This is a genomic window from Streptomyces herbicida (genome assembly GCF_032656585.1).
Taxonomy (GTDB): Bacteria; Actinomycetota; Actinomycetes; order Streptomycetales; family Streptomycetaceae; genus Streptomyces; species Streptomyces herbicida.
Genome location: NZ_JAUYWJ010000036.1, coordinates 12155 through 36013, shown reverse-complemented (window position 1 = coordinate 36013; position 23859 = coordinate 12155). Strand labels below are relative to the sequence as shown.

Genomic DNA, 23859 nt, shown 5'->3' with positions numbered 1-23859 from the left:
GCGATGATCTTGGTGGAGATCGTTGTGGGAGGGGCCTGCTCGTGGACACTGCTGCACCGTCGTACAAGGGTTTCCAATTCCCGCCTGAGATGATCGCGCAACGCGGTCTGGCTGTCGGCTGCGCGGCCGCCAGCCGAAGCCCGGCGACCGGTGGCACATGGACGAGGTATTCAGCAAGGTCAACGGGAGGATGCGCTACCTGTGGCGGGCCGTCGACCAGGACGGCAACGTCCTGGACATCCTGGTCCAGAACAAGCGCAACACCCATGCCGCCAAGCGGCTTGTCCACAAGCTGCTCAAGGGCACCGAGACAGTCCCGGGCGAACACCGGAAGCGGCACGCAGCCAATCTGCGCAATGGTTTCGACCACCAGCGGGAGATCCGGTGAGTCCGGTGCGAAGTCGGCCGACCGGCCGTCGATCACTTCGTAGCCCAGGACCAGCCAGCCCTCTGCCTCCACATCCCACAGCACGGGCGGGGAGATGTGGACGAGGGCGGCATCGATTTGCCGTTCCCTGATGGGGGAGTCTCGCCGGCCGCCGGGCGGTCGCGAACGGCCTTGATGAAGAGCGGGCCCCTCTCGCACTCAACGATGGCGGTCAGATCTGAGCTGTTGCCGTGCGCGGTCCGCCGGATCGCGGCCACCGGGCCCGTGTGCTCCTGGATGAGGGGTCGGATTGCGGATTCCGGCAGGTCGGTTTCCATGTGCCCTCAGTTCCTCGGGGAGCACGAACAACCGGGGTAGCCCGGAGAGCACTCGCTTTCGTCGCCACCACCACCGCTGTCGTTGTCCGGGCCACACGGGCTGTCGGGGCCACAGCTGTAAGAGACGCTGAGATCCCACCCCCGTCGAATGGTCGCGTTGGCCTGCGCCATCTCGGGACCGCCGAGGATGGCGCCGAGCGGCGCATCCTGGACGTTGCCCACGCGAAGCCACGTCGAGAAGACGCCTGAAGCTCACGCGTCGTGTCGTCGCCGCTTTCCGATGGGTCGAAGGCGATCACGGACGCCCGGATCGGGATGCCAGTCTCCACAGCCTTGATGATGCTCGAACGCGTCCGGGCGTGGCTCGGGCGCGTCGTTACTGCGTTGTGCTTCCCGGCGTTTTCGGAGTAGTACGACGTTCCCAGTGCGCTCGGCCGCGTCGATGCTCCGCCCGGCCCGGGGCACGTTGGTGGAGGTCTTGACGATCCGGGAGTCCACGGCGCAGGCGGTCAGCTCGTTGCGTCGTCCTTCGGCCGGGCTGGTGTCCCTCTTCAAGGGGAGAGCCTGCGGTCCGTTGAAGAGCCGTGTGCGAATTGGCCGGATATGGAAACCTGATGGAGGGGAAGTTCACGCGCGGCTGTCGCCGCGGCGGCTGGGGGGAGTGCACGGTGGCTCGTGCTGTCGGGATCGACCTTGGTACGGCGCATTCTGTGGTGAGTGTTCTCGAAGGAGGTGATCCGACCGTCATCACCAACGCGGAGGGCGCCAGGTCAACGCCCTCCGTCGTCGCCTTCACGAAGAAGGGTGAGGTGCTGGTCGGTGAGGCGGCCAAGCGGCAGGCGGTGACCAACGCGGACCGCACCATCTGTTCAGTCAAGCGCCACATGGGTACCGGCTGGAAGGTGTGCATCGATGGCACGGACTTCACGACGCAGCAGATCAGCGCGTTCATCCTGCAGAAGCTGAAGCGGGACGCCGAGTCCTACCTGGGCGAGCAGGTCACCGATGCGGTGATCACCGTCCCGGCGTACTTCGGCTACTCCGAGCGGCAGGCCACCAAGGAGGCCGGCCAGATCGCGGGGCTGAACGTCGTGCGCATCATCAGCGAGCCGACCGCCGCCGCTCTCGCCTACGGCCTAGACCAGGATGATCAGATAATCATGGTCATCCACTTCGGCGGCGGCACCTTCGACGTGTCGCTGCTGGAGATCGGCGACGGCGTGGTGGAGGTGAAAGCCACCAGCGGCGACAACGAACTCGGCGGTGACGACTGGGACCAGCGCATCGTCGACCATCTGGTCAAGCGATTCGCCGACGACCACGGCATCGATCTCGCCGAGGACAGGACAGCGCTTCGGCGCCTGCGCGAGGCCGCGCAGAGGGCGAAGGTCGAGCTCTCTTCGACCGCCGAGACCACGATCGACCTGCCCTACATCGCTGCCTCTGCTCAGGGCCCGCTGCACCTGGACGAGAGGCTTACCCGGGACGGGTTCCAGCAGCTCACCGCTGATTTGCTGGAGCGCTGCAAGGCGCCGTTCCACAACGTCATCAAGGATGCCGGTATAGGGCTCGCGGAGATCGACTACGTCATCCTCGTCGGCGGCTCGACACGCATGCCCGCGGTCATCGAGCTGGTCGACGAACTGACTGGTGGAAAGGAACGCCAACGCGTCCGTTCGGACGACCCGGTCGCCGTCGGCGCAGCCCTCCAAGCCGGCATCCTCAAGGGCGAGGTCAGGGACGTCCTGCTGCTCGACGTCACCCCGTTGTCTCTCGGCATCGAGACCAGGGGCGGCATCATGACCAAGGTCATCGAGCGCAACACCACGATCGCGACGAAGCGGTCCGAGATCTTCACGACGACGCGGGACAACCAGACGGCACTGGAGATCAAGGTCTACGAGGGTGAGCACAAGCTCACGGCCTACAACAAGAAGATCGCCACGATCACACTGACTGGTCTGCCACCGGCGAAGGCCGGTGAGCTCCAGATCGAGGTCTCCTTCGACATCGACGGCAACGGCATCATGCACGTCTCCGCCAAGGACCTGCGCACCGGCAAGGCGCAACGCGTAACGGTCACCGGCGGATCCGCCCTGCCAAAGGCTGACCTTGAGCGCATGGTGCGTGAGGCCGGGCGGTACGCGGAGCGGGAGCGTCAGCGCCGTAAATCCGCCGAGATGCGCGACCGGGCCAATCAACTCGTCTACGCCACCGAGAAGTTCATTCAGGACCACGCGGACAGGGTGCCGGGCGACGTCAAGACCGAGGTCGAGGCCGCGGTCGGCGAGCTCAAGGAAGCCCTGAAGAACGGGGACGACGCGGCCGTCCGCGAGGCCACCGAGAAGGCCGCCATCACCGCGCAGAATCTCGACCGCTGAGACCTCATTGAGGCTGCGTGGACCATTGAGTGCTCCGAGCAACCCGTACCCCGACTGCTGCCAAGGAGGTGGGGCGAGGAACCTCGCGACGCCGACCAGCACTCAAGGTCCTGTCCACGAGTGATTTTGCGGACGAGATTGGAGCGGGGCTGGTAGGCGGCTTGCCCCGCTCGGCTACCTGTACTACCAGTTCACCAGCCGCTTCGACCGGCTTCTGGAACGTGGTCTACTGACCGCGTACGAACTCGCCGAACTCCTCGGCGTCAGCGTCCCCACCGTCTGGAAGTGGCCACCGGACCGGACTGCTCGAGGGCGAGAAGTACGACGACAAGAACGCCTGCCTCTACCCATACCCGGGACCCAACCCGCCCCGCGCCCAGCAAGGCGTCCGCCTCGACAGCCGCCGACCAGCAACAGCGGTCCCAAAGCGAACCCGATAGGAGAAGACGTGCAGTGTGACGACAAGGGTTTGTCGTACACGTCGCCGACCGAACCGATCGAGGCCGCGATGCCGGCTCGGTCCAGGTGCTCTGCCAGCGTGAAGGACGTGTAATGCCCGGACCCGCATCCGAGTGATGGATCAACTCGCCCGACCCTGGCCAGGTACCGGACCTGTCGCGTTGCTACAGCGCCATCTCCAGTGCGGCCAGGACCAGTTCGGTGTGTTTGGCAGTGGCCGCGGACCAGCCGACGATACGGCGGGAGAAGGTGTCCACGACGAACGCGACGTAGATGGTCCCGGCCGAGGCCGCGACATGGGTGAAGTCCGCGACCCAGGTCCGGTTCGGAGCGTCGGCGACGAAGTCGCGGTCACGAGGTCCGGAGCCCGTCCGGCGGCCGGATCGACGATCGTGGTGACGACCCTCTTGCCGCGCACGGCGCCGGTGATGCCGAGTTCGCGTATGAGGCGGTCAACGGTGCAGCGGACCACCTGGTGACCTCGTCGGTTCCGCTCGCGCCAGACCTTTCTCGCTCCATAGACACGGTAGTTGGCGTCGTAGACCTCCCTGGCCAGGATTTTCAGTCCCGTGTCGCGAACCTTGCGCGGCGACGGGAGAGCCTGGCGCTGTTTGTGGGCGCTTTGAAGAAGGAGGTCGCCGAGCTGAAGAGGGCATTCATTCGGCGTCGGCTGCGCAAGCACAAGGTCTTCGGCTATTTCACCCCGGCCGAGGCCAGGCAGCGCCACCAGCACGCCCTCGCGGCATGGAGATCGAGTGTCCAAGATCAGGGGGAACTTCACGTATCCGTATTTCGGCGGCTCCTGATTGTCCTAGTGATCGGTGGTGGACAAGCTCGTCGCGCTGACTCGCACGGCCCGTCAGCGGCACTCCCGCATGCTTCCACCGGAAGGACACCGCCCTATGAGGATCAGGTGCATAGGCGCTGTCGCACTCACCGCCAGCGGGTTACGTAATCGCGCTGAGCGCCGGCCCGACCCTGGCCGACCTCGGCTCAACCCAGGTGCGCCTACGTGCCTTCATTGGCTCGGAACGGTCTGTACGCCCTGGCAGCACACAGCCGTTGATGGTCATCTGGCTGCGCCGCAAGGCGCCTTCTCACCTTTGGAGACCATTACCGTGCCGATACCGCGTGTTCGCAGATCCGGCTTATCCCGTAGGCCATGGTGTTCCCTGATAGGTTCCCGCACTCTCATCCTCGTCGCGGTGCTGGTCGCGACCACCGCCCTGCTCCCCCTGACGGGCCTCGGCCCGGGGCCCGCAGAGGCGGACAGTTCAGGGGTGCCCGGCCCTGCCGGTGCGGGGTTCGCCCCACACCACGGGGTGGCGCCGGCATCCGCGAGGAAACCCGCTGCGCCGGTGCTGCCACGGGACGGCTGGACGGTGACCGCCGGCGACGAGGAGAGCGCCTCGGAGGACGGGCGCGCCGCGAACGTGCTGGACGGGGATACCGCCACCATCTGGCACAGCAAGTGGTCGGGCACCCCCGCTTCGCTGCCGCACAGCATCACCATCGACATGCACCGCACCGCCGTGGTGTCGGCGATCGTTTACCGGCCGCGGGCCGTCAGCCCCAACGGCCGTATCGGCAAGTACGAGATCCGGCTGAGCAACGACGGCCGGGCGTGGGGGGAGCCTGTGGCCTCCGGCACTCTCGCGGACGACGCCACGGTCAAGACGCTGTCCTTCGCCGCGCAGGGCACCCGGTATGTGCGGCTGACGGCACTGACCGAAGCGGGCGGACGGGGTCCGTGGACATCCGCGGCGGAACTCGACCTGCTCGGCGATCCCGGCTCCACTGCCGGTGTCATCGACCTGTCGCGCGAGGGATGGACCGCCACCGCAAGCGACGAGGAGAGCTCCGCGGAGGACGGACACGCCGCCAACGTACTGGACGGCGATAGCGACACCCTCTGGCACAGCAAGTGGTCGGGGACCCCCACTGCGCTGCCGCACAGCATCACCATCGACATGAAGAGGCCCCGCACGGTCTCCCAGCTCACCTATCAGCCGCGTCAGGGCTCCGCGAACGGCCGGATCGGCGCCTTCACCGTCACCACCAGTTCGGATGGCGCGTCCTTCGGCGCGCCGGTGGCGTCCGGCACCTGGGCCGATGACGACACGGTCAAGGGCGCTTCATTCATCCGGCCGGTGACGGCCCGGTACGTACGCCTGACCGCCACCACCGAGGCGGGCGGCCGCGGCCCGTGGTCCTCGGCGGCCGAAATCCGGCTGGCCGGGCCCGCGGATCCCGCCCGAGCGGGTGCGTGGGGTCCGGTGACGGGCTTTCCCCTGGTTCCGGTGGCCACGGCCGTCCTGCCGAACAACAAACTGCTCGCCTGGTCGGCGTACGGCGTCGACCGGTTCGGCGACAGCCACGGCTACACCCAGACCGCAATCATGGACCTGACGACCGGTCAGGTCTCACAGCGGCGTATCGACAACACCGGGCACGACATGTTCTGCCCGGGGATCGCCATCCTGTCCGACGGGCGCGTCCTGGTCACCGGCGGCAGCAACGCGGAGCGTGCGAGCATCTACGACCCGGCAACGGACGCCTGGACGTCGACCGCGGACATGCACATACCCCGCGGCTACCAGGCGATGACCCTGCTGTCCAACGGCGGCGCCTTTGTCCTGGGCGGTTCCTGGAGCGGCGGCGCGGGCGGCAAGAACGCCGAAGTGTGGTCGCCTGCCACGGGAACCTGGCGCACCCTGCCCGGCGTTCCCGTCGCCCCGACCATGACCGCGGACCCGGCAGGTCCCTACCGGGCGGACAACCATGAGTGGCTGCACGCCACTTCGGACGGCCGGGTGCTGCAGCTCGGCCCGAGCAGGCAGATGAACTGGATCACCACGACCGGCGCCGGGACCATCACTGCGGCCGGGACCCGTGCCGACAGCCAGGACGCCATGAACGGCAACGCGGTCGCCTACGACATCGACAAGTTGCTCACCCTCGGCGGCGCCACCGCCTACGAGAAGACCAAGGCCACGAACCGTGCCTACACCGTCGACGCGAGCGGCAGCGGACAGCCGGTGAGCGCCCGCACCGGGGACATGCGCTTCGCGCGCGCGTTCAGCAACAGCGTGGTCATGCCGGACGGGAAGGTGGCGGTGTTCGGCGGACAGTCCTACCCGGTACCCTTCAGCGACGCGACATCCGTCATGACCCCGGAGATCTGGGATCCGGCCACCGGAACGTTCACGCCCGCGGCGTCGATGGCCGTGCCGCGCAACTACCACAGCGTCGCCAATCTGCTGCCCGACGGCCGGATCTTCTCCGGCGGCGGGGGCCTGTGCGGGGACTGCGCCACGAACCACCTGGACGGCGCGATCTTCACCCCGCCGTATCTCCTCAACGCGGACGGCAGCCAAAGGCCCCGCCCGGCCATCACCGGTCAGGTGCCCGCCCGGACCGGAAACGGCACCCGCTTGTCGGTGACCACCGACAAGCCGGTCACCGCCTTCGCCCTCGTACGCGCCAGCGCGGCGACCCACTCCACCGACAACGACCAGCGCCGCGTGCCCCTGAAGTTCCAGGCCACGGCCGCTACCTCGTACCAGGTCGACATCCCGGCCGACCCGGGCGTCGCCCTTCCAGGGACCTACATGCTGTTCGCACTCGACGCTCAGGGCGTGCCGAGCAAGGCCCGGATGCTGACGATCGACTGAGACCGAGACCCCGGCCGGGCAACCCCCCGCCCGGCCGGGACACCATGCGCCCCCATCATTCCGCACCGGTGAGGATTTCTGGGCCGTCCACGGCCTGTGTGATGTTGTGATCAACCAGTTGTCTTCGGAAGGTCGTTGATCCAGATCATCGAGGCACGGAGGTGGAGGCCGGCAAGGTAGCTCTTGGGTGTCTTGTCGTATCGAGTCGCGATGCCCCGCCAGGCCTTCAGCTTGTTGATCAGGCGCTCGACGGTGTTCCATTCTTTGTGGAGATCGGCGTCGTGGCGTGTGGGGCGGCCGCCTCGGCTGCCCTTCTTCTTCCGGTTGGCGGCCTGGTCCTTCTTCTCCGGGATGACTGCCTTGATGCTGCGTTTGCGCAGTAGGAGCGACTAGCGCGGGAGGAGCGGGCCTTGTCCGCGGCGACAGCGTCGGGCCGGGTTCGGGGCCGGCCGACGGGAAGGCGGATGCACACCTTCTGCAGCACTGGGACGAACTGCGGGCTGTCGGCGGCCTGCCGTGCGGTCAGCACGAGGGCCAACGGACGGCACTTGCGGTCTGCAGCGAGATGAATCCTGCTCGTCAGTCCACCGCGAGATCTGCAGAGCAGGGCTTGGTTCAAGCGGACGGGGAGACGATGCAGGCCGTTCTTGCGTCCCCCGAGATCCGATGTGCGCCGGGTTCTTTGCCCGGCACCCACGCCTGGCCGGCGGGTCGGCATCGTCATTGCGACCGGATCCAGCAACTGGCTGTGAGTCGTCTGTGGTCGAGTCGGCGGGGTTGTTGGACTGGTCGGGCTGGTAGCCGGTGTACTGAGAGTCGTCCGCAGCCGAGGACGTGGGGTCGCCGGACTGATCGGTGTACTGGGTGTCGTCCGGGGCGGAGGGTCTGGAGTCGTCGGACTGGTAATCGCCCGCACTGGTGGACTGTGAATCGGCAGCCTCGGCCGCCGACGCACCCGCGACGAACAACGCAGCGGCCGGCAGGCCGCCCGCCGCGACGGACCCGAGCCCCGTGGGGCCCTTCGCGGCGGGCCTTCTGTGCCTGCCGTTCCCGAAAGTCTTCCGATGCTTGCCCATCGCGAAAGTCCCTTCTAGATGAGGTGAGTTGTCGTCGGCATGCTCGACTGGGGCCGAAGTCGACTGGCGCTGGCGGTTCCCGCGTCACCCGGTCACGGCCGCGCAGACGGGCGAGGGATGACCATGCCCTCCCCCAGCCGGGATGTGCAGCCGCCACCTGAGTCCCAGGTACGGTCCGAGCTGGCTGGGCCCTCATCGCACCGGGAGGCGGCGGCATGGCCCATCTTCTCGGCACCGCACATTGCAGCGAACCTAAGGACCGCAACCGTGAGCTGGCTATCAGTAGGCAACGGAACACGGATACCTGCTTAATGTGCAGAGGCTTCACGGCAGGCGCTTGTATGGTTGCCGTGACCAGTCCGGCCAGTGGCAGGAAAGGCCAAGGTCGACATACATGCAGATGCAGTTTCACTACGTGCGGCCGACGGATTTTGAGCTGGGCAATATGGTCACCGAGGCCGCCGGCGCCTCGCGGTGAGCAGTCGCTCGGACGCACAACTTGGCACCACCAGCAGTTCCGGATGCTGGTGATCTTCGCTCGGTCGGGTGAAGCGGCCGTATTCGGCGTTCGGTTGTGGTGGACCTCTGGACTGCTATCCACAGCGGGACAGGTTCGGCGGTCGGGGGGCCGCGATGGCAATGAGGTCTGTGCAGGGTCGGATGATCCCGCCGCTGACAGCGCGGATGGCGCGGGCGAGCAACTGCGAGGCACAACGGCGATGTGGGTGCGGGACCGGCTGGATGGCCTGTTCACCGACGAGGACTTCGCCGACTGGTATCCATCCGATAGGCGCAGAGGGCTTTCGCCCGCCCAGCTGGCGCTGGTGTCGGTGCTGCAGTACGCGGAGAACCTCACTGACCGGCAGGCCGCCGAGGCCGTGCGCTGCCAACTGGACTGGAAGTATTGCCTGGGCCTGGAACTGGACGATCCGGGCTTCGGCCACTCGGTGCTCAGCGAGTTCCGTGACCGGATGACCGACGGGGCCCGGGCCGACCGTCTGCTGGCCGCGATGGTCGACCGGCTGGTGGCCGCGGGCCTGGTCAAGCGGCGCGGCCGGCTACGCACCGACTCCGCTCACGTGCTCGCCGCGGTGAGCTGGTCGCCGAGACCCTGCGCCGGGCCCTGGAGGAACTTGCCGTTCACGCCGAGAGCTGGCTGGCCAGGCTGGTCACACCGCAGTGGGCCGACCGTTCCGGCCGGCCGGTGCGCTACGACCGGCTGCCCCGGGGCGGGGAGGCGCTGCTCGCCCAGGTGCTGCAGGTCGGCGCCGACGGCATGCACATCCTGCACGTTCCCCTCAGCACCCGGACGCCGAGATCCTGGTGAGCTTCCCTGGCTCGGCATCCAGCTCGCCGCCCGGATCCTGGCTGAGATCGGGGACGACCACACTCGCTTCGCCGACTCCCGCGGCCTGAAGGCATACGCCGGCTCCTCGCCCATCACCAGGGCCTCCGGCAAGAAGTCGGCCATTACACGGCGGTGGGTGAAGAACGACCGGCTCAACCACGCTGGCTGCCTCTGGGCCTTCGCCTTCCGGGCATCCACTGGAGCCAACGCCCACCACCGGCGGCGACGCGAGCACGGAGACTGGCACGCCGCCGCCCAGCCCCCTCTTCGCCTTCCCGCGCCACTCGCCCTGATCCCACTGGCGCACGACCCACTTCCCTTCAAGGCAACGTGCCTGTTCCTGGCGGAGTTCGGCTCCGGATTCGGCGTGATGCTCCTAGACATCGCAGGCGCATCACTCACTGCGGCGCTGATACCCGACACGCTACGGTCCCGCGTGGCAGGAGCCAGCCGCCTGTCAACTACGGCATCCGCCCCATCGGGGCACTGGCAGGAGGGATGGCTGGGCGCAACCGTCGGCCTGCGCCCCACCTGCGGATCGCGACCCTCGGCGCACTGCTCGGCCTGGCCACCAGTGTTGATATTGCTCTGTCCGACCATCAGCAGAGGATCAAGAACCCTAACTGAGGCTGCCGAGCAGCCGGTCCACCAGGCTCCGGGTAATCGGATGCTGGGAGCGATGCCGAAGCTCGCTCGTAGAGAGAGCCGTGCGATGAGCTGGTCGAGTGGCGGGAGGCTTCTCATCGCAGGCCGCAGTCCGGTCCGGGATGAGTTCGCGGGGCCGTGAGGACTGTGCCCTGTGGATCGGACAACGGGCCCGTGACGGTCCGGTCTTCTTCGTTCCTGAAAAAGGGTTCCGGTCCGATGCAACCTGGCCGCAGGCCCGTGCGTATAGGAGGCGATACCGCATCTCAACTGGGGGATTTCATGCACTTGGACCGTTCGGCCGGTCGGACCGCCGGCCGTGTCGGCGCCGCTGTCGCGGCTTGTACCGCCCTGCTCTCGGCCGTCGGCTGCTCGACGGACGCGGGTACCGGCGTCCGGACGAGCGGCGACGCACCGGATGCCCGGGCTTCCGCCACGGCGGCCGCGAAGGCCGCAGGCGCGAACAACGACGGGTCGGCCAAGGCGTCCGTGCGCCCGGCTCCGTCGGTGCCGGAGCCCGCCGAGCTCGCGCAGGCGCGGGTGCACATATCCGACGGGCAGACGGTGGGCGTGGGCATGCCGATATCCGTCACCTTCTCCCGGCCGGTTCCCGCCGCCGATCGCAAGGCCGTGGAGAGCTGGCTGCGGGTGCAGACGTCGTCCGGCACGAGGGGCGCGTGGAGCTGGGTGAAGGACCACAACCTCCTGGACGGGCAGCGTGTCGACTTCCGTCCCGACACCACCTACTGGCAGCCCGGCACCAAGGTCACCCTCCGCGTCGGCTCGCACGGCGTCCGCCAGTTCACCATCGGCAGGTCGCTGGTCGCCACGGTCGACGCGAAGACGCACACGATGACCGTCCGCACCGGCGGGAAGACGACGAGTATCCCGGTCACCACAGGAGCGCCGGGGACGGACACCTGGAACGGGACGATGGTCGTGATGGACAAGGCGTCGAAGGTGCACATGGACTCCCGCACCGTGGGTCTCGGTGACGCTTACAACGGCGACTACTACTGGGCCGTGCACCTGACGACGTCCGGGACCTACGTGCACCAGAATCCGCACGCGGACACAGCGGCGGGGCACAGCAACGTCACCCATGGCTGTGTCGGCCTTGCCACCGACGGCACCGCCCGGCGCTTCTACGACCAGGTGATGGTCGGTGACGTCATCCGGGTCACCGGGGCGAACAAGGACACCGTCGCCGTCGGCAACGGTTACGGCGACTGGAACCTGATCTGGAAGCAGTGGCTCGAGCACAGCTTCGTCGGAGAGACCACGACCGCGTAACCTCCCACCGCATACCCCCCAACCGCACCGGCACAGCGCGCGCTCAGCGCTGTGAGAAGAGAGCACGACAAGGTGACCGAAGGCGAATTCGACCTCTTCTTCACGGCTGCCTACCCGCGTCTGGTCGGCCAGTTGTACGCCCTGACGGGCGACTGGGCCGAAGCCCAGGACGTGGTCCAGGAGGCGTTCGTACGCGCCTGGGACCGGCGTTCGTCCGTCCTGACGGGTGACCGGGATCCGGAGGCATGGATCCGCACGGTGGCGCACCGTCTGGCGATGAGCCGTTGGCGGCGGGCGCGCCGCTGGTGGGAGCTGGTCCGGGGCGAGCCCGCGCCGCGGCCGGAGCCTGAACCGAGCACCGACCATGTGGCGCTGGTCGCCGCTCTGCGGCGCCTGCCCGAAGCCCAGCGGACCGCGATCGTGCTGCATCACCTGTGCGATCTGAGCGTGGAGCAGATAGCCGCCGAGGCCGGCGCGGCCGTCGGCACCATCAAGGCACGCCTGTCACGCGGCCGTACGGCACTGGCCGCCCACCTGGTGAGTGACAAATCCCATCCGACGGAGGAAGCCCGTGCCTGACCAGCAGCCACCGCATCCCCTGACCGGGGCGGAGCTGTCCGCCCGACTCCACGGCCTGGTCGCGCACAACGCGGCACTGGCCCTGACCACGGGAGCACAGGTCAGGAGCCGGGCGGTGCGCCGCCGCCGCACCCGACACGCTGCGCTGTCCGCCACCGCGATGGCGGCGGCGGCCCTCATCGCCGTCACCACTGGCGCCCTCGGTTCCTCGGCCAAACCGACCGCACCTCCCGCGACGTCCGTGTCCCACACCCCCACACCCGTCCCGCCCCCGACGCCCGTCCAGCGGGTGACGGTCGACCTGAACTCCAACCTACTGACCATCGAGGGGAAGGATTACGGCATTGTGGGGCCGATGGACATCTGCCCGATCGGCGAAAAGTCGGTCACGGTCACCGCCAAGTACCCCATCCTGACGATGCCTTCCAGCACGGTCGGCAAGGGCGGGGATGCGAAGGTCAGGCGGTGGGCGGTCACCTTCACCGACCGCAATCACCACGAGCGGCTGTTGATGTGGGCGATGGACTCCGACGGTTTCAACAGCGTCGGCCGCCGCACCAACCCTGGCTCTATCGGCCTCGGACCCGCAACCGGCAAGGAGGTCTACGACGTCATAAGGCCCGGCGCGCGGGTGGAGATCAAGGGCTGGCAGGCCGCGAACGCACAACCGGACTCCGTGTGTTCCGACCGCCGGCCGATCACCGGTAACCGCTGATGCCGAACCGTCGGCGGTGTGCGAAGGCCGCCGCCCTCGGGGTGAGTCGGCCGCCCACACCTCTGGCTGCCGCGCCCGGGAGTTCGCGGGGCAAGCCAGACCCTGGTCTGCAAGCCGCTGCGCCCGCGCCCTGTTCGACCGAGCGTTGCACGAAATCCGGCAGGCGGTGACGGCCTCACCGCCAGCAGGTGGATCTCACGTTCGCCGAGGCTGACGGTCGCGCTCCATCGGGATCCGAGATCGGGAGCCACCGGCGCTTCGACGTCGTCCACGTCGTCCACAGCCTCGCTGTTTCACCGGCAGTCGGCGGTATTCGACGGTCTCCCTTCCACACTCATGCGGTGCCCTCCACCTCGACGTTGCTCCGCCACCGCCCCGCCTTTGTGCGGCATGCCGCTGAGCAGTGCCGGCGTGAGCGGCGGCTGCCCTCGGGGAGCGGGCTGCCGCACTGGCTGCATCTGCGGACGCTCTTTCTTGCCACGTATCCAGGGTCCTCCCGGCAGTACTCCACGACCAGGAGGAGGGCAGTGTCGTGCGCTGTCTACGGGTGCCGGGGCAGGCTCCAGGGGACCGGCGGCCGAGGGCGTGGATGGAGTGCCACACGCGTGCGGAGGGGCCGCCCTGGAGCAGGTCGACCAACGGCGCCGCCAGGACGGTGAAATAGGCGGTGAGTTTCGCGGCCAGGCGCTCCGGTCCCATGGTGGCTCGGTCGACTTCCACGAAGGCCCGCAGCATGGCGCCGCCGTCGCTGGAGTCGCGGTAGTACAGGAGGGCGTCGGGGATGACGGCCTCGCCGCTGCCGGAGTGGTAGACCTCAGGGAACCCAGGTCCGCGCAGTTGCGCCCGGCTGGCGCCCTGGTCCTCATGGTGCGCCGACTCGTCCGGCGCGGAGCGCCGAGGCCCAGCCGACGCGGACAAGCCGCAACGGACGCCGTTATTCGGGTGGTGGCTGCCCGCTGCCGCGGCTGGCTGCGGGCCCGCAGGCGCTCGGCGGTGGTCCTCAGCGGTGTGCAGTACGTCTGGCCGGGGGCGACCGCAAGGAGTCGGTGGGCGCCGACACACGCCTTCGGGAAGTGGCACGACGGGCTGGCAGCGCGGACAGTGACATCGTGCCGAAGGAGCCACAACCACTACCGCCGACGCCGCGGAATGAAACGCCCGAGGAGCGGGCCGACCGCAATATGGTCGAGCTCCTCCAGGAACTGCGTGTCCTCCAGACTGGCGTGCAGATTCTCTTCGCTTTCCTGCTCGGGGTGGCGTTCACCAGCCGCTTTCCGCAGCTCACTGCGTTCCAGCGGGACACCTATGTCGTCACGCTGCTGCTGACCGTCATCACTTCTGCCGTCCTTGCCACCCCGGTGGCCTTGCACCGCGGCCTGTTCCAGCGCGGCGTGAAGCCGCGCATTGTTGCCCTGTCGTCCCTGTACGCGGAAGTCGGCCTCGCTTTTCTCGCGCTGGCCCTCAACGGCGCTGTTCTCCTGCTGATGGATCTCGTGCTCGGCCGTATCGCGGCCATCACCATCACGACCGCTACCACGGTGATGTTCGCCGGCCTGTGGTTCTTGGTGCCGTGGCCCTACGACGTATGTGACCAATTTGCTGCCCGCATTGCGGGGGGCGTGGCGAAGGCCAAGGCCTCCGCGTGGTTCAGGGCCAAGCGGTTCTCGAAAGTGTCGAGGGCATGCCGGGTAGCCCTCCGGACGGGTGCAGATGCGTCGGGTGGGTACTGGGGGAACTCGATACCCAGAACCGAATGCCGACGTGAGCGCGTACGTGTAGATGCCCGATCCACAGCGACCAGAGCAGCGGCGCAGCCACAAAGGCGGTGCCACGCCGCAGCGCAGCGCCGAGCTCAAGGCACGTCAGGCAGAAGCAAAGGGCGGGCACGCCCACGGTACGGACAGGGGCAACAAGGGCGGGGGAGAGGGCGGCGGGGTGCTCGATGACCATGCGGCAGTTGGAGAACGTCCTTGGCCGCTGACAGCAGGGGCTCTGGCCCGGGCGGATAACTTACGGTCTGAAAGGTCCCTCCGGGCGAGGGCCGGATGTTCAGGCGAGTGACCAATATCGGGCGGGGAGGCTGAGGGACACGTTCAGGGTTTCCACACTTCGGGCCCTCCTCCGTGCCACTCGATGAGCGGGTGTTCGGCTACGGCCACCTCGTCCAGAGACTTAAGCCCGGCCTGGCCCAGTAGCAGCATCAGGTCGTGCAGGCAGTACGCGGTGCCCAGGATCTCCGCGTCCACCTGCACTCGGCGTCCACCCGACTCGTCGGGTGGTGCACCATCACTCGACGTTCATCCGCGACGTTCATCCGCGACGTTCATCCACCCTGCCACCCTCACCCGCCACGACAGTGCCCGCACCCCGATGTGAGGGGCGCATGCACGGCTGCCCAGCTCGTGGCCGGATCGGTGTGGGTGGCCGCCACATCCGGGGCCATGACCGGTGTCACTGCGCTCGCCGGGCCGGGTGCCCGGGGCCGGCGGGCGTTGCCGGCCGGCCCTGGATACCGGGCGTCAGGATTTTCCGCGGCCGGTGATGAAGTCGCGGGCCCGGTCGACCAGGCCGACGCCCGGGGCGAGGAGTTTGTTCGCGGGCGGGGTGTGGGGGGCGGCGGGGTGCGGGCGGGTCGGGGCCATGGTCTTGGCGCGGCGGATCTTGTCCCCGAGATCGTCGAGCATTTCGTAGGAGCAGGCCTGGCGCAGCGCTGGGAAGAGGTTGTTCTCCTCGTCCTGGACGTGGGTGGACACCTCTTCCATGAGCTGGTGCAGCAGCGGACTCATCTGGGGGTCGTTGGTGTCCGTCCTTTCCAGCTGCTTGAGGATCTTCTCGACCCGGGCGTGATCTGCGAGTTCCTTGTCCGCGAGCCGGTCGCCGCCCTCGATGTGCTCGCGGACGGCCGGGTACAGGTACTGCTCCTCGGCGACCGAGTGGCGCACCAGCTCGATGGTGACCTCGTCCACGAGATCACGCAGTTGCTGGGCCCCGTCGGGCATCGACTCGATCCGGCTGAAGATCTCCTCGACCTGCCGGTGGTCGGCCATCAACTCATCGATCACATTTCCGCCATGCCCCATCACGTGTCCGCCTCTCGCTGGTTCTTGTCGGGGCCGGGTGCGTCCCGCTCCGAAAGACAGTCATCCCCCCACCGGGCTGGCCGAGTGAACCCTGAGGCGTGCGACTCACCCGATCGGAGGGGACCGTGCGTGTGACGCCGGGCCGGACCCGGATTTCCCTCAAGGGGCGGGGCCCGGCTGAGTGGGCTCCGAGACCGTCGGGCCCGGCCCAGCGCCCGATGCGCACCGTGATCTGGACGCGGCCGGCAGTTGCTCCCAGGAGCCGCGGCGGCGGCCGCCGCCGGGGAGGTGGTGCCGGCACACTGGTCTGGCGCAACGAACGCATGGCCGGGTGCGTGACCTGGGGCCGTGGGGTGCGTTGTACGGGCGATGCGCGCACGCCCCCAGCCCGACCGCGGGACGCGCGCACGCGTCAGACGGCCCCGATCCCGCCCGGCATCGGGGCCGTCTGCTGTCCCTGTTCCGGACGGTGATCGGTGGCTGTTCCGCACTTTCCGGTGACGGCGCGCAGGGCAGCAGGGTGGTGCGCCTGCCGCGGATCGGTGCCGGATACCCGGTTTAGGGCGGCAGTTGTAGCAGATGAAACGTCCACTCTTCGGAGCTCGCGCGTATATGGGCTGGACCTTTTCAGAGGTCGGCCTCGAGCCCAGGAACAGCGGCTGGCGTTGCCGCACCGGCGGTGTCGGAGCCGCCGACTCGGGGCGTGTCTCGCCGGTCAGGATCGTCAGCCCTGGGCCGTTCTGCTGCGGTGACGATGACGGCGACGGTCACCGGGCCGGGGGCGTCGGCTGTCGCCGCGGTGGTCACGGCCGCGCGGACGGCGCGGGCGACGTCGAGGCAGCGATAGGTCTCGTCGGTCGCAAGCTCGATCTGGACGTGTCTGCCCGGGGGTTCGCTGCGGTCCGTGATGCGGACGGGGTGAGCGGGGTTCTTCCTGGCGTGGGGCATGGGTGGTGTTGAAACGGTGGCCAGGCGGGTCACGCCGGGTACGGCCACCGCCGCGTCGGCCAGCCGTGCGTGCAGTGCTCGTACCTTTCCCTGGCCCGGTGGCGGCTTCGGGGGGCCTGGAGCTGCGACGTGGGATTCCGCGGTTCCGGCATCTGTGATGGGGGAGGGGTGCTGTGGCGTGGTCCCGGCTGCCGGGGCTGGGTCGTCCAGGAGGCCGGTTACGTGCAGGTCGATCGCGGCGGTCATCAGTCCTAGGCGTTCGTGGGCCGCGGTGAACAGCGCCTGCCGCAGCTGCTCCGCTGAGTCTGGCAGGGGCCGGCCGGCTGGTGCCGAGAATTCCGTTTCGATGCGCAGGGGTCCCGGCGGCAGTGCGGTCCAGGGCGCTGGAACGGAAGGCTCCGCCGCTGTTTCCGGGTCGGCCAGACGCACGCGCACCGTTCCCAGCGGAGCTCCGGATACTTCGTGGGCCGCGCGGCTGAGCACCTCGCCGACCGCGCTCTCGGTGATCCAGGCACCGTCCTTGGGCCCGCCGAGCGGGAGGAGGCGGCCACGGCCGATCCGCTGTCGCACAGTCGGCGCCCACCTGTCCGACGCCATCGGAAATCACCCCTTCCATATCGCGTGTGTCCAGAGCGCCGGTAACGCCTCTCATGTGGCCGCTCACACCATCCGTTGAGGAGGAGAGCTACGCGCCGGACTTTCCTGATTGCCGACTAATCGAGCTTAACCGGGGGAGTCGGATAAATAGTTCTTACAGGTCGAAGAGGTGACGGATATGGCCGAGATGGAAGAGCAGAACCAGCGCGCGCCATTCGGCGTGAAGGTCGCGGAGGAAACCGCCAAGAAGAATGTCGCGGCGGGCCGCGGCGAGCCCGGTGCGCGGGGCCGGACCACCATCGCCGACGGCGTCGTGGAGAAGATAGCCGGGATAGCGGCCCGCGATGTGGTCGGTGTGCACGCGATGGGCAGCGGCATCTCCAGGGCCTTCGGTGCCGCGCGGGAGCGCGTGCCCGGTACCAGCAAGTCCGTCTCCCGCGGCGTCAAGGTCGAAGTCGGCGAGACGCAGACGGCGATCGATCTGGAAATCGTCATCGACTACGGCGTCTCGGTCGCGGACGTGGCGGCTGCCGTGCGCGAGAGCGTGATCTCCGCCGTCGAGTGGATGACGGGCCTGGAAGTCGTGGAAGTCAACATCGCGGTCAGTGACGTGAGACTCCCCGACGAAGAGGACGAAGAGGAAGAGCAGCCACGGCTGCGGTAGCCGGCCTGGTGAATCACGAAGGAGTGCACGATGAGCATGGCCGTGGTGGGGTTGCTTGCTGGTATGGGGCTCGGCTTCGCCGGCTATTTCGGCGGCTTCGGGGCTTTTCTCCTGGTGGCGGCGCTCGGCGCCGTGGGGTTCGCTGCTGGAGGGCTTGCGGAGGGTGACTTTCAGCTCGGGCACTTCGTCCGGAGCCGTGATCGTGTCGACCGGCGGCGGTGAACCGTGCCGCAGCCAGAGATCGTCCCCTCGGCGGTACCCAGAGGCGCTCGCGGTGCGACCCGCGTTGCCGATCGAGTCGTCGCGAAGATCGCTTCGCAGTCGGCGCGTGAGGCACTGGGCGGAGCTGGCGAGTCGGCGCCGTCCGTCCCTCCCGGCTGCTCGAAGCCACACGCGAGCGTGTCGGTGCGCCCTGCGCCCGAGCGGGAGCATGTGCTTGGCCAGGCGCGGGTGTACATCGTGGTGGAGCTGGGATATCCGTCCGATATCGGTGCCCAGTGCGGCGCTGTCCGTCGCGCGGTCAGCGAGCAAGTGAGCCGACTGGCGGGTGTGAAGGTTCAAGAAGTCGTGGTGATGGTTGAGCGTCTGTATTCGGCACACACGCGGGGTGTGGTGACCGGGAGGACCAGATGAGCGAACAGCAGCCGGAGGCTGCCACCCAGTGAGTGGCGACCAGCGACACCGAGCAGCTTTCCCCCACCCTGGCCGACAGGCCCGGCAAGGTCCGGGCCAGGCGCACCTGCCCCCGGTAGGCAGCACGTGCGCCGGTTCTGGTCTGCGGGGCGCGTGCCCGCCGCGATCGTGGCCCTGCTCGCAGCCGCGGTCACCGGCCTCCTCCTGTGTGACGTGGTGGCCGTCCCGGCCGGGCGGCCGGCGATGAGCTGGCGGCGCAGTCTCGCCGACGAACTGGCGACCCGCCCCCTCGACGACGGCTGGATGATCGGCGGTGCAGCGCCGGCGATGGCCGTCGGCCTGTGGCTGCTGATCCTTGCGGTGACCCCGGGACTACGGTGGCTGCTGCCGATGCAGCCGCCCGGTGATGCGCTCGGTGCCGACATTCGAGCCGGGCTCAGCCGCTCCGCCGTCGCACTCGTGCTGCGCGACCGGGCCATGGAGGTGCCGGGCGTCCAGTCGGCCCGGATCGATGTGGGCCGCCACAAGATCAGAGCAAGGATCCGGTCCCACTTCCGCGATCTCGAAGACGTGGTCCGGGCAGACCTGGAATCGGCAGTGGCAAACGGCGTACAGAACTCGGGCTCGCCCGCCCGCCCTGTCCCTTGACGTCCGACGACCGAAGAAGAGGTGACAGCCCATGATCAGGACGGTCAACCGGGTGCTGCTGGCGCTGATCGGGGCCGGCCTGTTCGCGCTGGGCGCTGCGGTGTTGCTCGGCGGGCTTGACCTCCAGCGGCGGTGGAACTTGCAAGTGCCCATCTGGTGGCCCTTGCGGGGGCCCCACGATGTGGTGCTCGGGGTGGAGGGGAGGACTCGGTTCCGGGACCACCTGTGGTGGTGGCCCGTCGTCATTGCCGTGCTGGCCCTACTGCTGATCCTCCTGCTGTGGTGGCTGCTGACCCAACTGCGCAGACACCGCCTTGCGATGACCCTCGTGGACAGTGGCGACGGAGAAGGAGCCCGGCTGCGGGGAGGAGCGCTGGAGTCTGTCCTGTCCGCCGAGGCTGAAGCCATGGACGGCCTCGCCCAGGCCCACGACACTCCTTTCCGGCTTCTCCTGCAGATGCGTCGTCCACCATGTCCACCCGCACCTGTCCCTGCGTGCCGCGTTGCCGCGGTCGATCTTTGACGGCGAGGGCGGGCCGGGGCGCCGCACTGGCGATCACGACCGGCGTGAGGGGGCGGGCGGCTCCAGGTGCGATTCCCCCGGGGCCACCCGCCCCCACCCTCCGTCGGGGTCGTCTTTGGCGAACCGCTCCGCCTGGGCGAGGGCCTGGGGCCTCACGGCGTAACGGTGTGAATTGTCCGCTGACGTGCCTGAATATCGACAGCGGGTCCAGCCTCACTGAGTCCCGCTCTCCACCTCTCAGGTAGGCGCGGTGGGGCAGTGGGCCACCGCCAACTTGTTCTCGCAGGTCAATCCACCTAGTGGGGCTGTGAGACAGCACAGACCCCGACCACCGCGTGGCAGGGGTACCTGCGGCTAGGGCCCATCTGCCCGGCGAAGGCGTGCCGCCTGGCCCTGGCCGGCCAGCCGCTGCGGTGCCGGCCCTGCCGCAACCCTCCAGACCTACAGGACTCGGCCGTCCCCGATCGGCGCGTCCGGCAGGTGGTTTTGCCTCATGTCTCAAGGGCACGTGGCTAGAGAGACTGTGCGGAGGTACTGAGATGAGTGCCGGAGAGAAAGTCAAGGCAAAAGCCGAAGAGGTCGTTGGAAAGACCGTGCGGAAGGCAGCCCACGCGGTGCACAAAGATACGCTCGCAGCAAAGGGCGCCGCCCTCGAAGCACGGGGCAAGATGCGGGGCGAGAAAGAGAAGACCAAGGACTCCTTCAAGCGCTGACAATGTGATGTTGGGTGCGCCTGGTCGCGTGGCACTGAACCGGTTTACAGGGTAGTGACCATCTGGCGAGCCGGAGTGCCAGGAGGCGCAGTAGAGGAGCGTGCGAGCCAGCTTCGGCTCTCCCAGGGGGCTGCAACATTGGGAGCGTCTTCCCTGTCTCTCCCCTGCGAGGGACGACGCCTGCGAACACCTGGCCCGCATCTCCGACGTCCCCATCGACGCCGAGGGGGTCCTGCATTGCGGCTGCCTGCTCAGCCTGGCGTACTCCATGATCTTGGAAGCCTGTGCCTGTCACGTTCCCAGAACCCCGTTGAACTGAAGGTTCCTCGACCAACCCCTGCCCTTCTGTGCTGAAAGGGCGGGGGCTTGCGGTGGGGGCACGTTCGCAGGTTGCGATCCCCGACAGGGAGGGTGCGGTAGTCGCAGTGGTCGGCGAAGCCGACCGCCTTCGGATGCAGTGGCACCGCCTCGCCGGGGGCGACGTGACGGCGCACGACGGTCTTGGTCCAGTCGTAGACGATCGACATCGGCACCCCGCCGAAATGGGCAAATCCGCGGCGGTGGCAGTCGAAGAAGGTCTGCAGGTCCTGGCTCGTGGTGAAGCAGCAGACCGGGTCGCGCGAGTACGACAGCGCCAGGTGGAACGAGTAGACCTTCGGGATGCCCAGGTGCGCGAGGATTTTGCCCTCATCACCAGAGCTGACCTGGGCTTGAGCCCGGGAACCACCGCGAAGCGACGGTGCATGCCCGCAAACTCTCCTGGCTCGATGCCCAGTTCAGCGGGCCACCTCCGTCAGACTGACCGGCCCAGACTCCACCGGGGCACAGAATCACCGCAGTTCCAGTCAGCGCTGCGCCCAAGACCACCGCGTCACTTGTGGTACGACTGCCGATTTCGCATGACCGGAATGACCTGGTGTCCGTGCCCTCTCGAGAGGCTGAGCAGCCCGTTTCAGGTGCTGAGCAGCCGGTTGAAGAAGGAGCGGTAGCGACGCAGAGCCCTGCGCAGCTCCTCCGTGTCCACCTGCTTGCCCTGCCCCCATTGGTCTTCCAGGTCTTTTTTGTGCTGAGCGAACGTGGTGGCCAGGGTCTGCATGACGTCTGCGACGAGTGTGTCGGCGTCGTGCACGGCTTCGCGGGGGTCGTCCACGAATTTGTTCTGTATTTCCTGCCAGCGGTTGCGGAAGTCCCGGTCCTCGCCTTGGGTGAGGAGCTGTGGAGCTTCATCGACAGAGCTATCGGATGTGTCCGGCATGCCCGGGGCATCTGTGGTGCCGGGTGAGCCGGTTGTGTCGGCCGTGGCGTCGGAGTCACTGGGGGTAGACCCTTCGCGTTCATTGTCGGCCGGGCTCTGCGTCTTGGTCGTTGCCGTGCTCTCACCGGGGTAGATCGGGGCTCCTGAGGAGACTTCCTCGGTTTCTTGCGGTGACCCGGTGGTGGCGGCTCCTGAAGGTTGCGCGAGGTCTTCGGTGGTCAGGCCGCCGGTGCGGCGTGCTTCGTCGTTGCCGTGCATTGTGTTCCTCCTTGCCGAGTCCGGGCGGTGTCAGGAGCGGGCAGGGTCGGCCCGGCCGCCGTCGGAGAGCAGCTCTTCGAACAGGGCGCGGTAGTGGATCATGGCACCGCGTAGCTCTTCGGTCGTGGCTTGGCTGCGGTTGCTGAGAGACTCCACCTTGTGCGCGGCACGGTAGTGTTCGAGGGTGCGCCCGTGTTCCACCGAGAGGTCCCTCATCTGCTGATCGAATCCCTCGGTGGGGTATCCGCGGTCGTGCATCAGCGCAGTCACCAGCCGGTCTGCGTCGTGCACCGCGTTCTCTGGCTGGTCCACGAACTCCTCTTGGACGCTGTTCCACTCCCGCGTGTAGCGGTCATGTGAGACCGGGGGCAGCGGCTTGATGTCCAGCGCATCGTGCCGCTTTTCACGCTCTTTGAGTTCGCGTTCGGCTGTGCGCCGGTTGTCCGATTGCTCGACGGTCCGTTCGTACTCCGGGCCAAAGCGTTCACGGAGGTGACGGCGTCGCCGCATCATGAGTGAGACCGCCAGAGCGGCCAGGGCGAGCACCACCACGATCGGGATGATGATCGCCAGCAGCGTTCCCGTGGACATAGGTACGTCCTCCTCTGCGAGTAGTGATACGCGCCGCCCGAGTTCCCACTCGTCCGCTAATCACCTGTTTCCATGGCCATCAGATGTCAGGCGGCCGAGCGCCGCAGCGCCCAGAGTGGAATCGCGCCACGTTCCGGCGGTCACCACCGGGGGAGGGCCGTCGGGTGTGAGGAGGCTTTCCCGCGAAGTACGGAGCGGGACGACGAAGCACGCGGACGGCGCGTGCAGTCAACGAGGGAGCTCACGCCCTACACCGTCTTCCCGGCGCGCAGCCCGGACCGCACTCCGGACGGGGCGTCCGCGATGACCAGGCAGTCTCCCGCCGCGGCACCGAGAAGCTCGACGGCCTGCAGATACGGGACGGGAGATGGCTTGCCCTCCGCGACAGCGCCCGCGTCCACGATCACGCCCGGCAGTGGCGAGACCGTCCGCTGAAAACTTCACCCCTCGCTTTCCGCAGCTCACTGCGTTCCAGCGTGACATCTATGTCGTCACGCTGCTGCTGACCGTCGTCACGTCTGCCGTCCTGGCTATCCCGCTGGCCTTGCACCGCAGCCTGTTCCGGCGCGGCGTGAAGCCTCGCATCGTTGCCTTGTCCTCCCTGTACGCGGAAGTCGGCCTCGCATGTCTCGCGCTGGCCCTCAACGGCGCTGTTCTCCTGCTGATGGATCTTGTGGTGGGCGGCATCGCCGCCATCGCTGTTACGACCGCTAGTGCTGCGATGTTCGTCGTCCTGTGGTTCTTGGTGCCGTGGGTACTACGACGTATATGACCAATTTGCTGTCCGGCACTGGCAGCAGGCTGGGAGGCGTGATGAGCGCACCGGTCGTCGTGCACCGACCCTCCCACACGGGCGGGCGGAGAGTCACCGTGCACATCCACGGCCACGACAAGATTCTCGGCACCGCCTACAGCGACCAGGACCTGGTGGTTTTCCTCGAAGCCGCGGGCATCACGGACCCGGATGTCCTCCTGGACGACCCGCGGTGTGTCGAATGGCGCGGCGGTGCCGCCCATGCGTGGAGCGCCGGCTGACCTCACCAGCAGGCCAGCTGGGCCTGGCCGCGGCGGCCC

Annotated in this window: 19 protein-coding genes and 8 pseudogenes; 16 read left to right on the top strand and 11 right to left on the bottom strand. The window is 68.0% G+C overall.

The window, feature by feature from the left end; translation table 11 throughout:
* Positions 1–89: 89 nt before the first annotated feature.
* A pseudogene (locus tag Q8A52_RS44655) lies at positions 90–319 on the top strand (DDE-type integrase/transposase/recombinase); the annotation flags it as partial.
* Between the two features lie 1054 nt (positions 320–1373).
* A pseudogene (gene dnaK / locus Q8A52_RS44650) lies at positions 1374–3077 on the top strand (molecular chaperone DnaK); the annotation flags it as partial.
* Between the two features lie 632 nt (positions 3078–3709).
* Here the strand turns inward: dnaK and Q8A52_RS44645 are convergent.
* Together Q8A52_RS44645 and Q8A52_RS49355 are read right to left on the bottom strand one after the other, a co-directional pair.
* Positions 3710–3868, bottom strand: a pseudogene (locus Q8A52_RS44645) (DDE-type integrase/transposase/recombinase); the annotation flags it as partial.
* 92 nt (positions 3869–3960) lie between these two features.
* Positions 3961–4227, bottom strand: a pseudogene (locus Q8A52_RS49355) (IS3 family transposase); the annotation flags it as partial.
* A 676-nt stretch (positions 4228–4903) separates the two neighbouring features.
* Here Q8A52_RS49355 and Q8A52_RS44640 point away from each other — a divergent pair.
* Positions 4904–7219, top strand: coding sequence for a discoidin domain-containing protein (locus Q8A52_RS44640; RefSeq protein WP_316763445.1), 2316 nt, complete (start codon positions 4904–4906; stop codon positions 7217–7219).
* Positions 7220–7329: 110 nt separating this feature from the next.
* Here the strand turns inward: Q8A52_RS44640 and Q8A52_RS44635 are convergent.
* Positions 7330–7841 (bottom strand): annotated as a pseudogene (locus Q8A52_RS44635) (IS5 family transposase); the annotation flags it as partial.
* Between the two features lie 669 nt (positions 7842–8510).
* Here Q8A52_RS44635 and Q8A52_RS44630 point away from each other — a divergent pair.
* Positions 8511–9290: pseudogene (locus Q8A52_RS44630) on the top strand (transposase); the annotation flags it as partial.
* An 80-nt stretch (positions 9291–9370) separates the two neighbouring features.
* Here the strand turns inward: Q8A52_RS44630 and Q8A52_RS44625 are convergent.
* Positions 9371–9586: a hypothetical protein gene (locus Q8A52_RS44625; protein WP_316763524.1), complete on the bottom strand. Its 216-nt coding sequence runs from the start codon at positions 9584–9586 to the stop codon at positions 9371–9373.
* 8 nt (positions 9587–9594) lie between these two features.
* Between Q8A52_RS44625 and Q8A52_RS44620 the strand changes: the two are divergent.
* The 4 genes and pseudogenes from Q8A52_RS44620 to Q8A52_RS44605 all read left to right on the top strand — a co-directional run.
* Positions 9595–9902: pseudogene (locus Q8A52_RS44620) on the top strand (transposase); the annotation flags it as partial.
* Between the two features lie 668 nt (positions 9903–10570).
* Positions 10571–11581 (top strand): L,D-transpeptidase, encoded by a 1011-nt coding sequence (locus Q8A52_RS44615; RefSeq protein WP_316763443.1) that lies wholly within the window; start codon positions 10571–10573, stop codon positions 11579–11581.
* Between the two features lie 72 nt (positions 11582–11653).
* The gene (locus tag Q8A52_RS44610; protein WP_316763441.1) at positions 11654–12160 is read left to right on the top strand and encodes a SigE family RNA polymerase sigma factor; all 507 of its coding nucleotides are present in this window, start codon (positions 11654–11656) and stop codon (positions 12158–12160) included.
* A complete protein-coding gene (locus Q8A52_RS44605; protein WP_316763438.1) occupies positions 12153–12875 on the top strand; it encodes a hypothetical protein in 723 nt (240 codons plus the stop codon). The genes Q8A52_RS44610 and Q8A52_RS44605 overlap by 8 nt, the downstream gene beginning before the upstream one ends.
* Positions 12876–13070: 195 nt before the next feature.
* On the opposite strand, the gene Q8A52_RS49350 is transcribed toward Q8A52_RS44605, so the two are convergent.
* Positions 13071–13937, bottom strand: coding sequence for a replication-relaxation family protein (locus Q8A52_RS49350; RefSeq protein ID WP_408649364.1), 867 nt, complete (start codon positions 13935–13937; stop codon positions 13071–13073).
* 47 nt (positions 13938–13984) lie between these two features.
* Here Q8A52_RS49350 and Q8A52_RS44595 point away from each other — a divergent pair, with 47 nt between their 5' ends.
* Positions 13985–14821: a DUF6328 family protein gene (locus tag Q8A52_RS44595; protein ID WP_316763437.1), complete on the top strand. Its 837-nt coding sequence runs from the start codon at positions 13985–13987 to the stop codon at positions 14819–14821.
* A gap of 147 nt (positions 14822–14968) precedes the next feature.
* Here Q8A52_RS44595 and Q8A52_RS44590 read toward each other — a convergent pair whose 3' ends face one another.
* From Q8A52_RS44590 to Q8A52_RS44580, 3 genes are all read right to left on the bottom strand, one after another.
* Positions 14969–15127 carry a hypothetical protein gene (locus Q8A52_RS44590; RefSeq protein ID WP_316763434.1) on the bottom strand — a complete coding sequence of 53 codons (159 nt, stop codon included), beginning with the start codon at positions 15125–15127 and terminating at the stop codon, positions 14969–14971.
* 267 nt (positions 15128–15394) lie between these two features.
* Positions 15395–15955, bottom strand: a complete 561-nt coding sequence (locus tag Q8A52_RS44585; RefSeq protein WP_316763431.1) for a hemerythrin domain-containing protein — start codon at positions 15953–15955, stop codon at positions 15395–15397.
* A gap of 627 nt (positions 15956–16582) precedes the next feature.
* Positions 16583–16903, bottom strand: coding sequence for a hypothetical protein (locus Q8A52_RS44580; RefSeq protein WP_316763428.1), 321 nt, complete (start codon positions 16901–16903; stop codon positions 16583–16585).
* A gap of 766 nt (positions 16904–17669) precedes the next feature.
* On the opposite strand from Q8A52_RS44580, the gene Q8A52_RS44575 reads away from it, so the two are divergent.
* From Q8A52_RS44575 to Q8A52_RS44555, 5 genes are all read left to right on the top strand, one after another.
* A complete protein-coding gene (locus tag Q8A52_RS44575; RefSeq protein WP_408649362.1) occupies positions 17670–18164 on the top strand; it encodes an Asp23/Gls24 family envelope stress response protein in 495 nt (164 codons plus the stop codon).
* Between the two features lie 30 nt (positions 18165–18194).
* Positions 18195–18386, top strand: a complete 192-nt coding sequence (locus Q8A52_RS44570) for a hypothetical protein (protein ID WP_316763424.1) — start codon at positions 18195–18197, stop codon at positions 18384–18386.
* Between the two features lie 564 nt (positions 18387–18950).
* The gene (locus Q8A52_RS44565; RefSeq protein WP_316763421.1) at positions 18951–19445 is read left to right on the top strand and encodes a DUF6286 domain-containing protein; all 495 of its coding nucleotides are present in this window, start codon (positions 18951–18953) and stop codon (positions 19443–19445) included.
* 31 nt (positions 19446–19476) lie between these two features.
* The gene (locus Q8A52_RS44560) at positions 19477–19968 is read left to right on the top strand and encodes an alkaline shock response membrane anchor protein AmaP (protein ID WP_316763418.1); all 492 of its coding nucleotides are present in this window, start codon (positions 19477–19479) and stop codon (positions 19966–19968) included.
* A gap of 539 nt (positions 19969–20507) precedes the next feature.
* Positions 20508–20681, top strand: coding sequence for a hypothetical protein (locus Q8A52_RS44555; protein WP_316763415.1), 174 nt, complete (start codon positions 20508–20510; stop codon positions 20679–20681).
* A gap of 952 nt (positions 20682–21633) precedes the next feature.
* On the opposite strand, the gene Q8A52_RS44545 is transcribed toward Q8A52_RS44555, so the two are convergent.
* The 3 genes and pseudogenes from Q8A52_RS44545 to Q8A52_RS44535 all read right to left on the bottom strand — a co-directional run.
* The gene (locus tag Q8A52_RS44545; RefSeq protein WP_316763412.1) at positions 21634–22194 is read right to left on the bottom strand and encodes a hypothetical protein; all 561 of its coding nucleotides are present in this window, start codon (positions 22192–22194) and stop codon (positions 21634–21636) included.
* 30 nt (positions 22195–22224) lie between these two features.
* The gene (locus tag Q8A52_RS44540) at positions 22225–22785 is read right to left on the bottom strand and encodes a hypothetical protein (RefSeq protein ID WP_316763409.1); all 561 of its coding nucleotides are present in this window, start codon (positions 22783–22785) and stop codon (positions 22225–22227) included.
* A gap of 251 nt (positions 22786–23036) precedes the next feature.
* Positions 23037–23222: pseudogene (locus Q8A52_RS44535) on the bottom strand (HAD-IA family hydrolase); the annotation flags it as partial.
* Here Q8A52_RS44535 and Q8A52_RS44530 point away from each other — a divergent pair.
* Positions 23153–23557 (top strand): DUF6328 family protein, encoded by a 405-nt coding sequence (locus tag Q8A52_RS44530; protein ID WP_316763406.1) that lies wholly within the window; start codon positions 23153–23155, stop codon positions 23555–23557. The pseudogene Q8A52_RS44535 and the gene Q8A52_RS44530 sit on opposite strands and share 70 nt — an antisense overlap.
* Positions 23554–23820, top strand: a complete 267-nt coding sequence (locus Q8A52_RS44525; protein ID WP_408649361.1) for a hypothetical protein — start codon at positions 23554–23556, stop codon at positions 23818–23820. Before Q8A52_RS44530 ends, Q8A52_RS44525 begins: the two co-directional genes overlap by 4 nt.
* The last annotated feature ends 39 nt before the right edge of the window (positions 23821–23859 follow it).

Coding starts and splice junctions, on each gene's coding strand:
- Q8A52_RS44615 (WP_316763443.1), top strand. CDS start 10,571: ATGCACTTGGACCGTTCGGCCGGTCGGACCGCCGGCCGTGTCGGCGCC.
- Q8A52_RS44585 (WP_316763431.1), bottom strand. CDS start 15,955: ATGGGGCATGGCGGAAATGTGATCGATGAGTTGATGGCCGACCACCGG.
- Q8A52_RS44580 (WP_316763428.1), bottom strand. CDS start 16,903: ATGCCCCACGCCAGGAAGAACCCCGCTCACCCCGTCCGCATCACGGAC.
- Q8A52_RS44570 (WP_316763424.1), top strand. CDS start 18,195: ATGAGCATGGCCGTGGTGGGGTTGCTTGCTGGTATGGGGCTCGGCTTC.
- Q8A52_RS44560 (WP_316763418.1), top strand. CDS start 19,477: ATGATCAGGACGGTCAACCGGGTGCTGCTGGCGCTGATCGGGGCCGGC.
- Q8A52_RS44555 (WP_316763415.1), top strand. CDS start 20,508: ATGAGTGCCGGAGAGAAAGTCAAGGCAAAAGCCGAAGAGGTCGTTGGA.
- Q8A52_RS44545 (WP_316763412.1), bottom strand. CDS start 22,194: ATGCACGGCAACGACGAAGCACGCCGCACCGGCGGCCTGACCACCGAA.
- Q8A52_RS44540 (WP_316763409.1), bottom strand. CDS start 22,785: ATGTCCACGGGAACGCTGCTGGCGATCATCATCCCGATCGTGGTGGTG.
- Q8A52_RS44530 (WP_316763406.1), top strand. CDS start 23,153: ATGGCTTGCCCTCCGCGACAGCGCCCGCGTCCACGATCACGCCCGGCA.
- Q8A52_RS44525 (WP_408649361.1), top strand. CDS start 23,554: ATGACCAATTTGCTGTCCGGCACTGGCAGCAGGCTGGGAGGCGTGATG.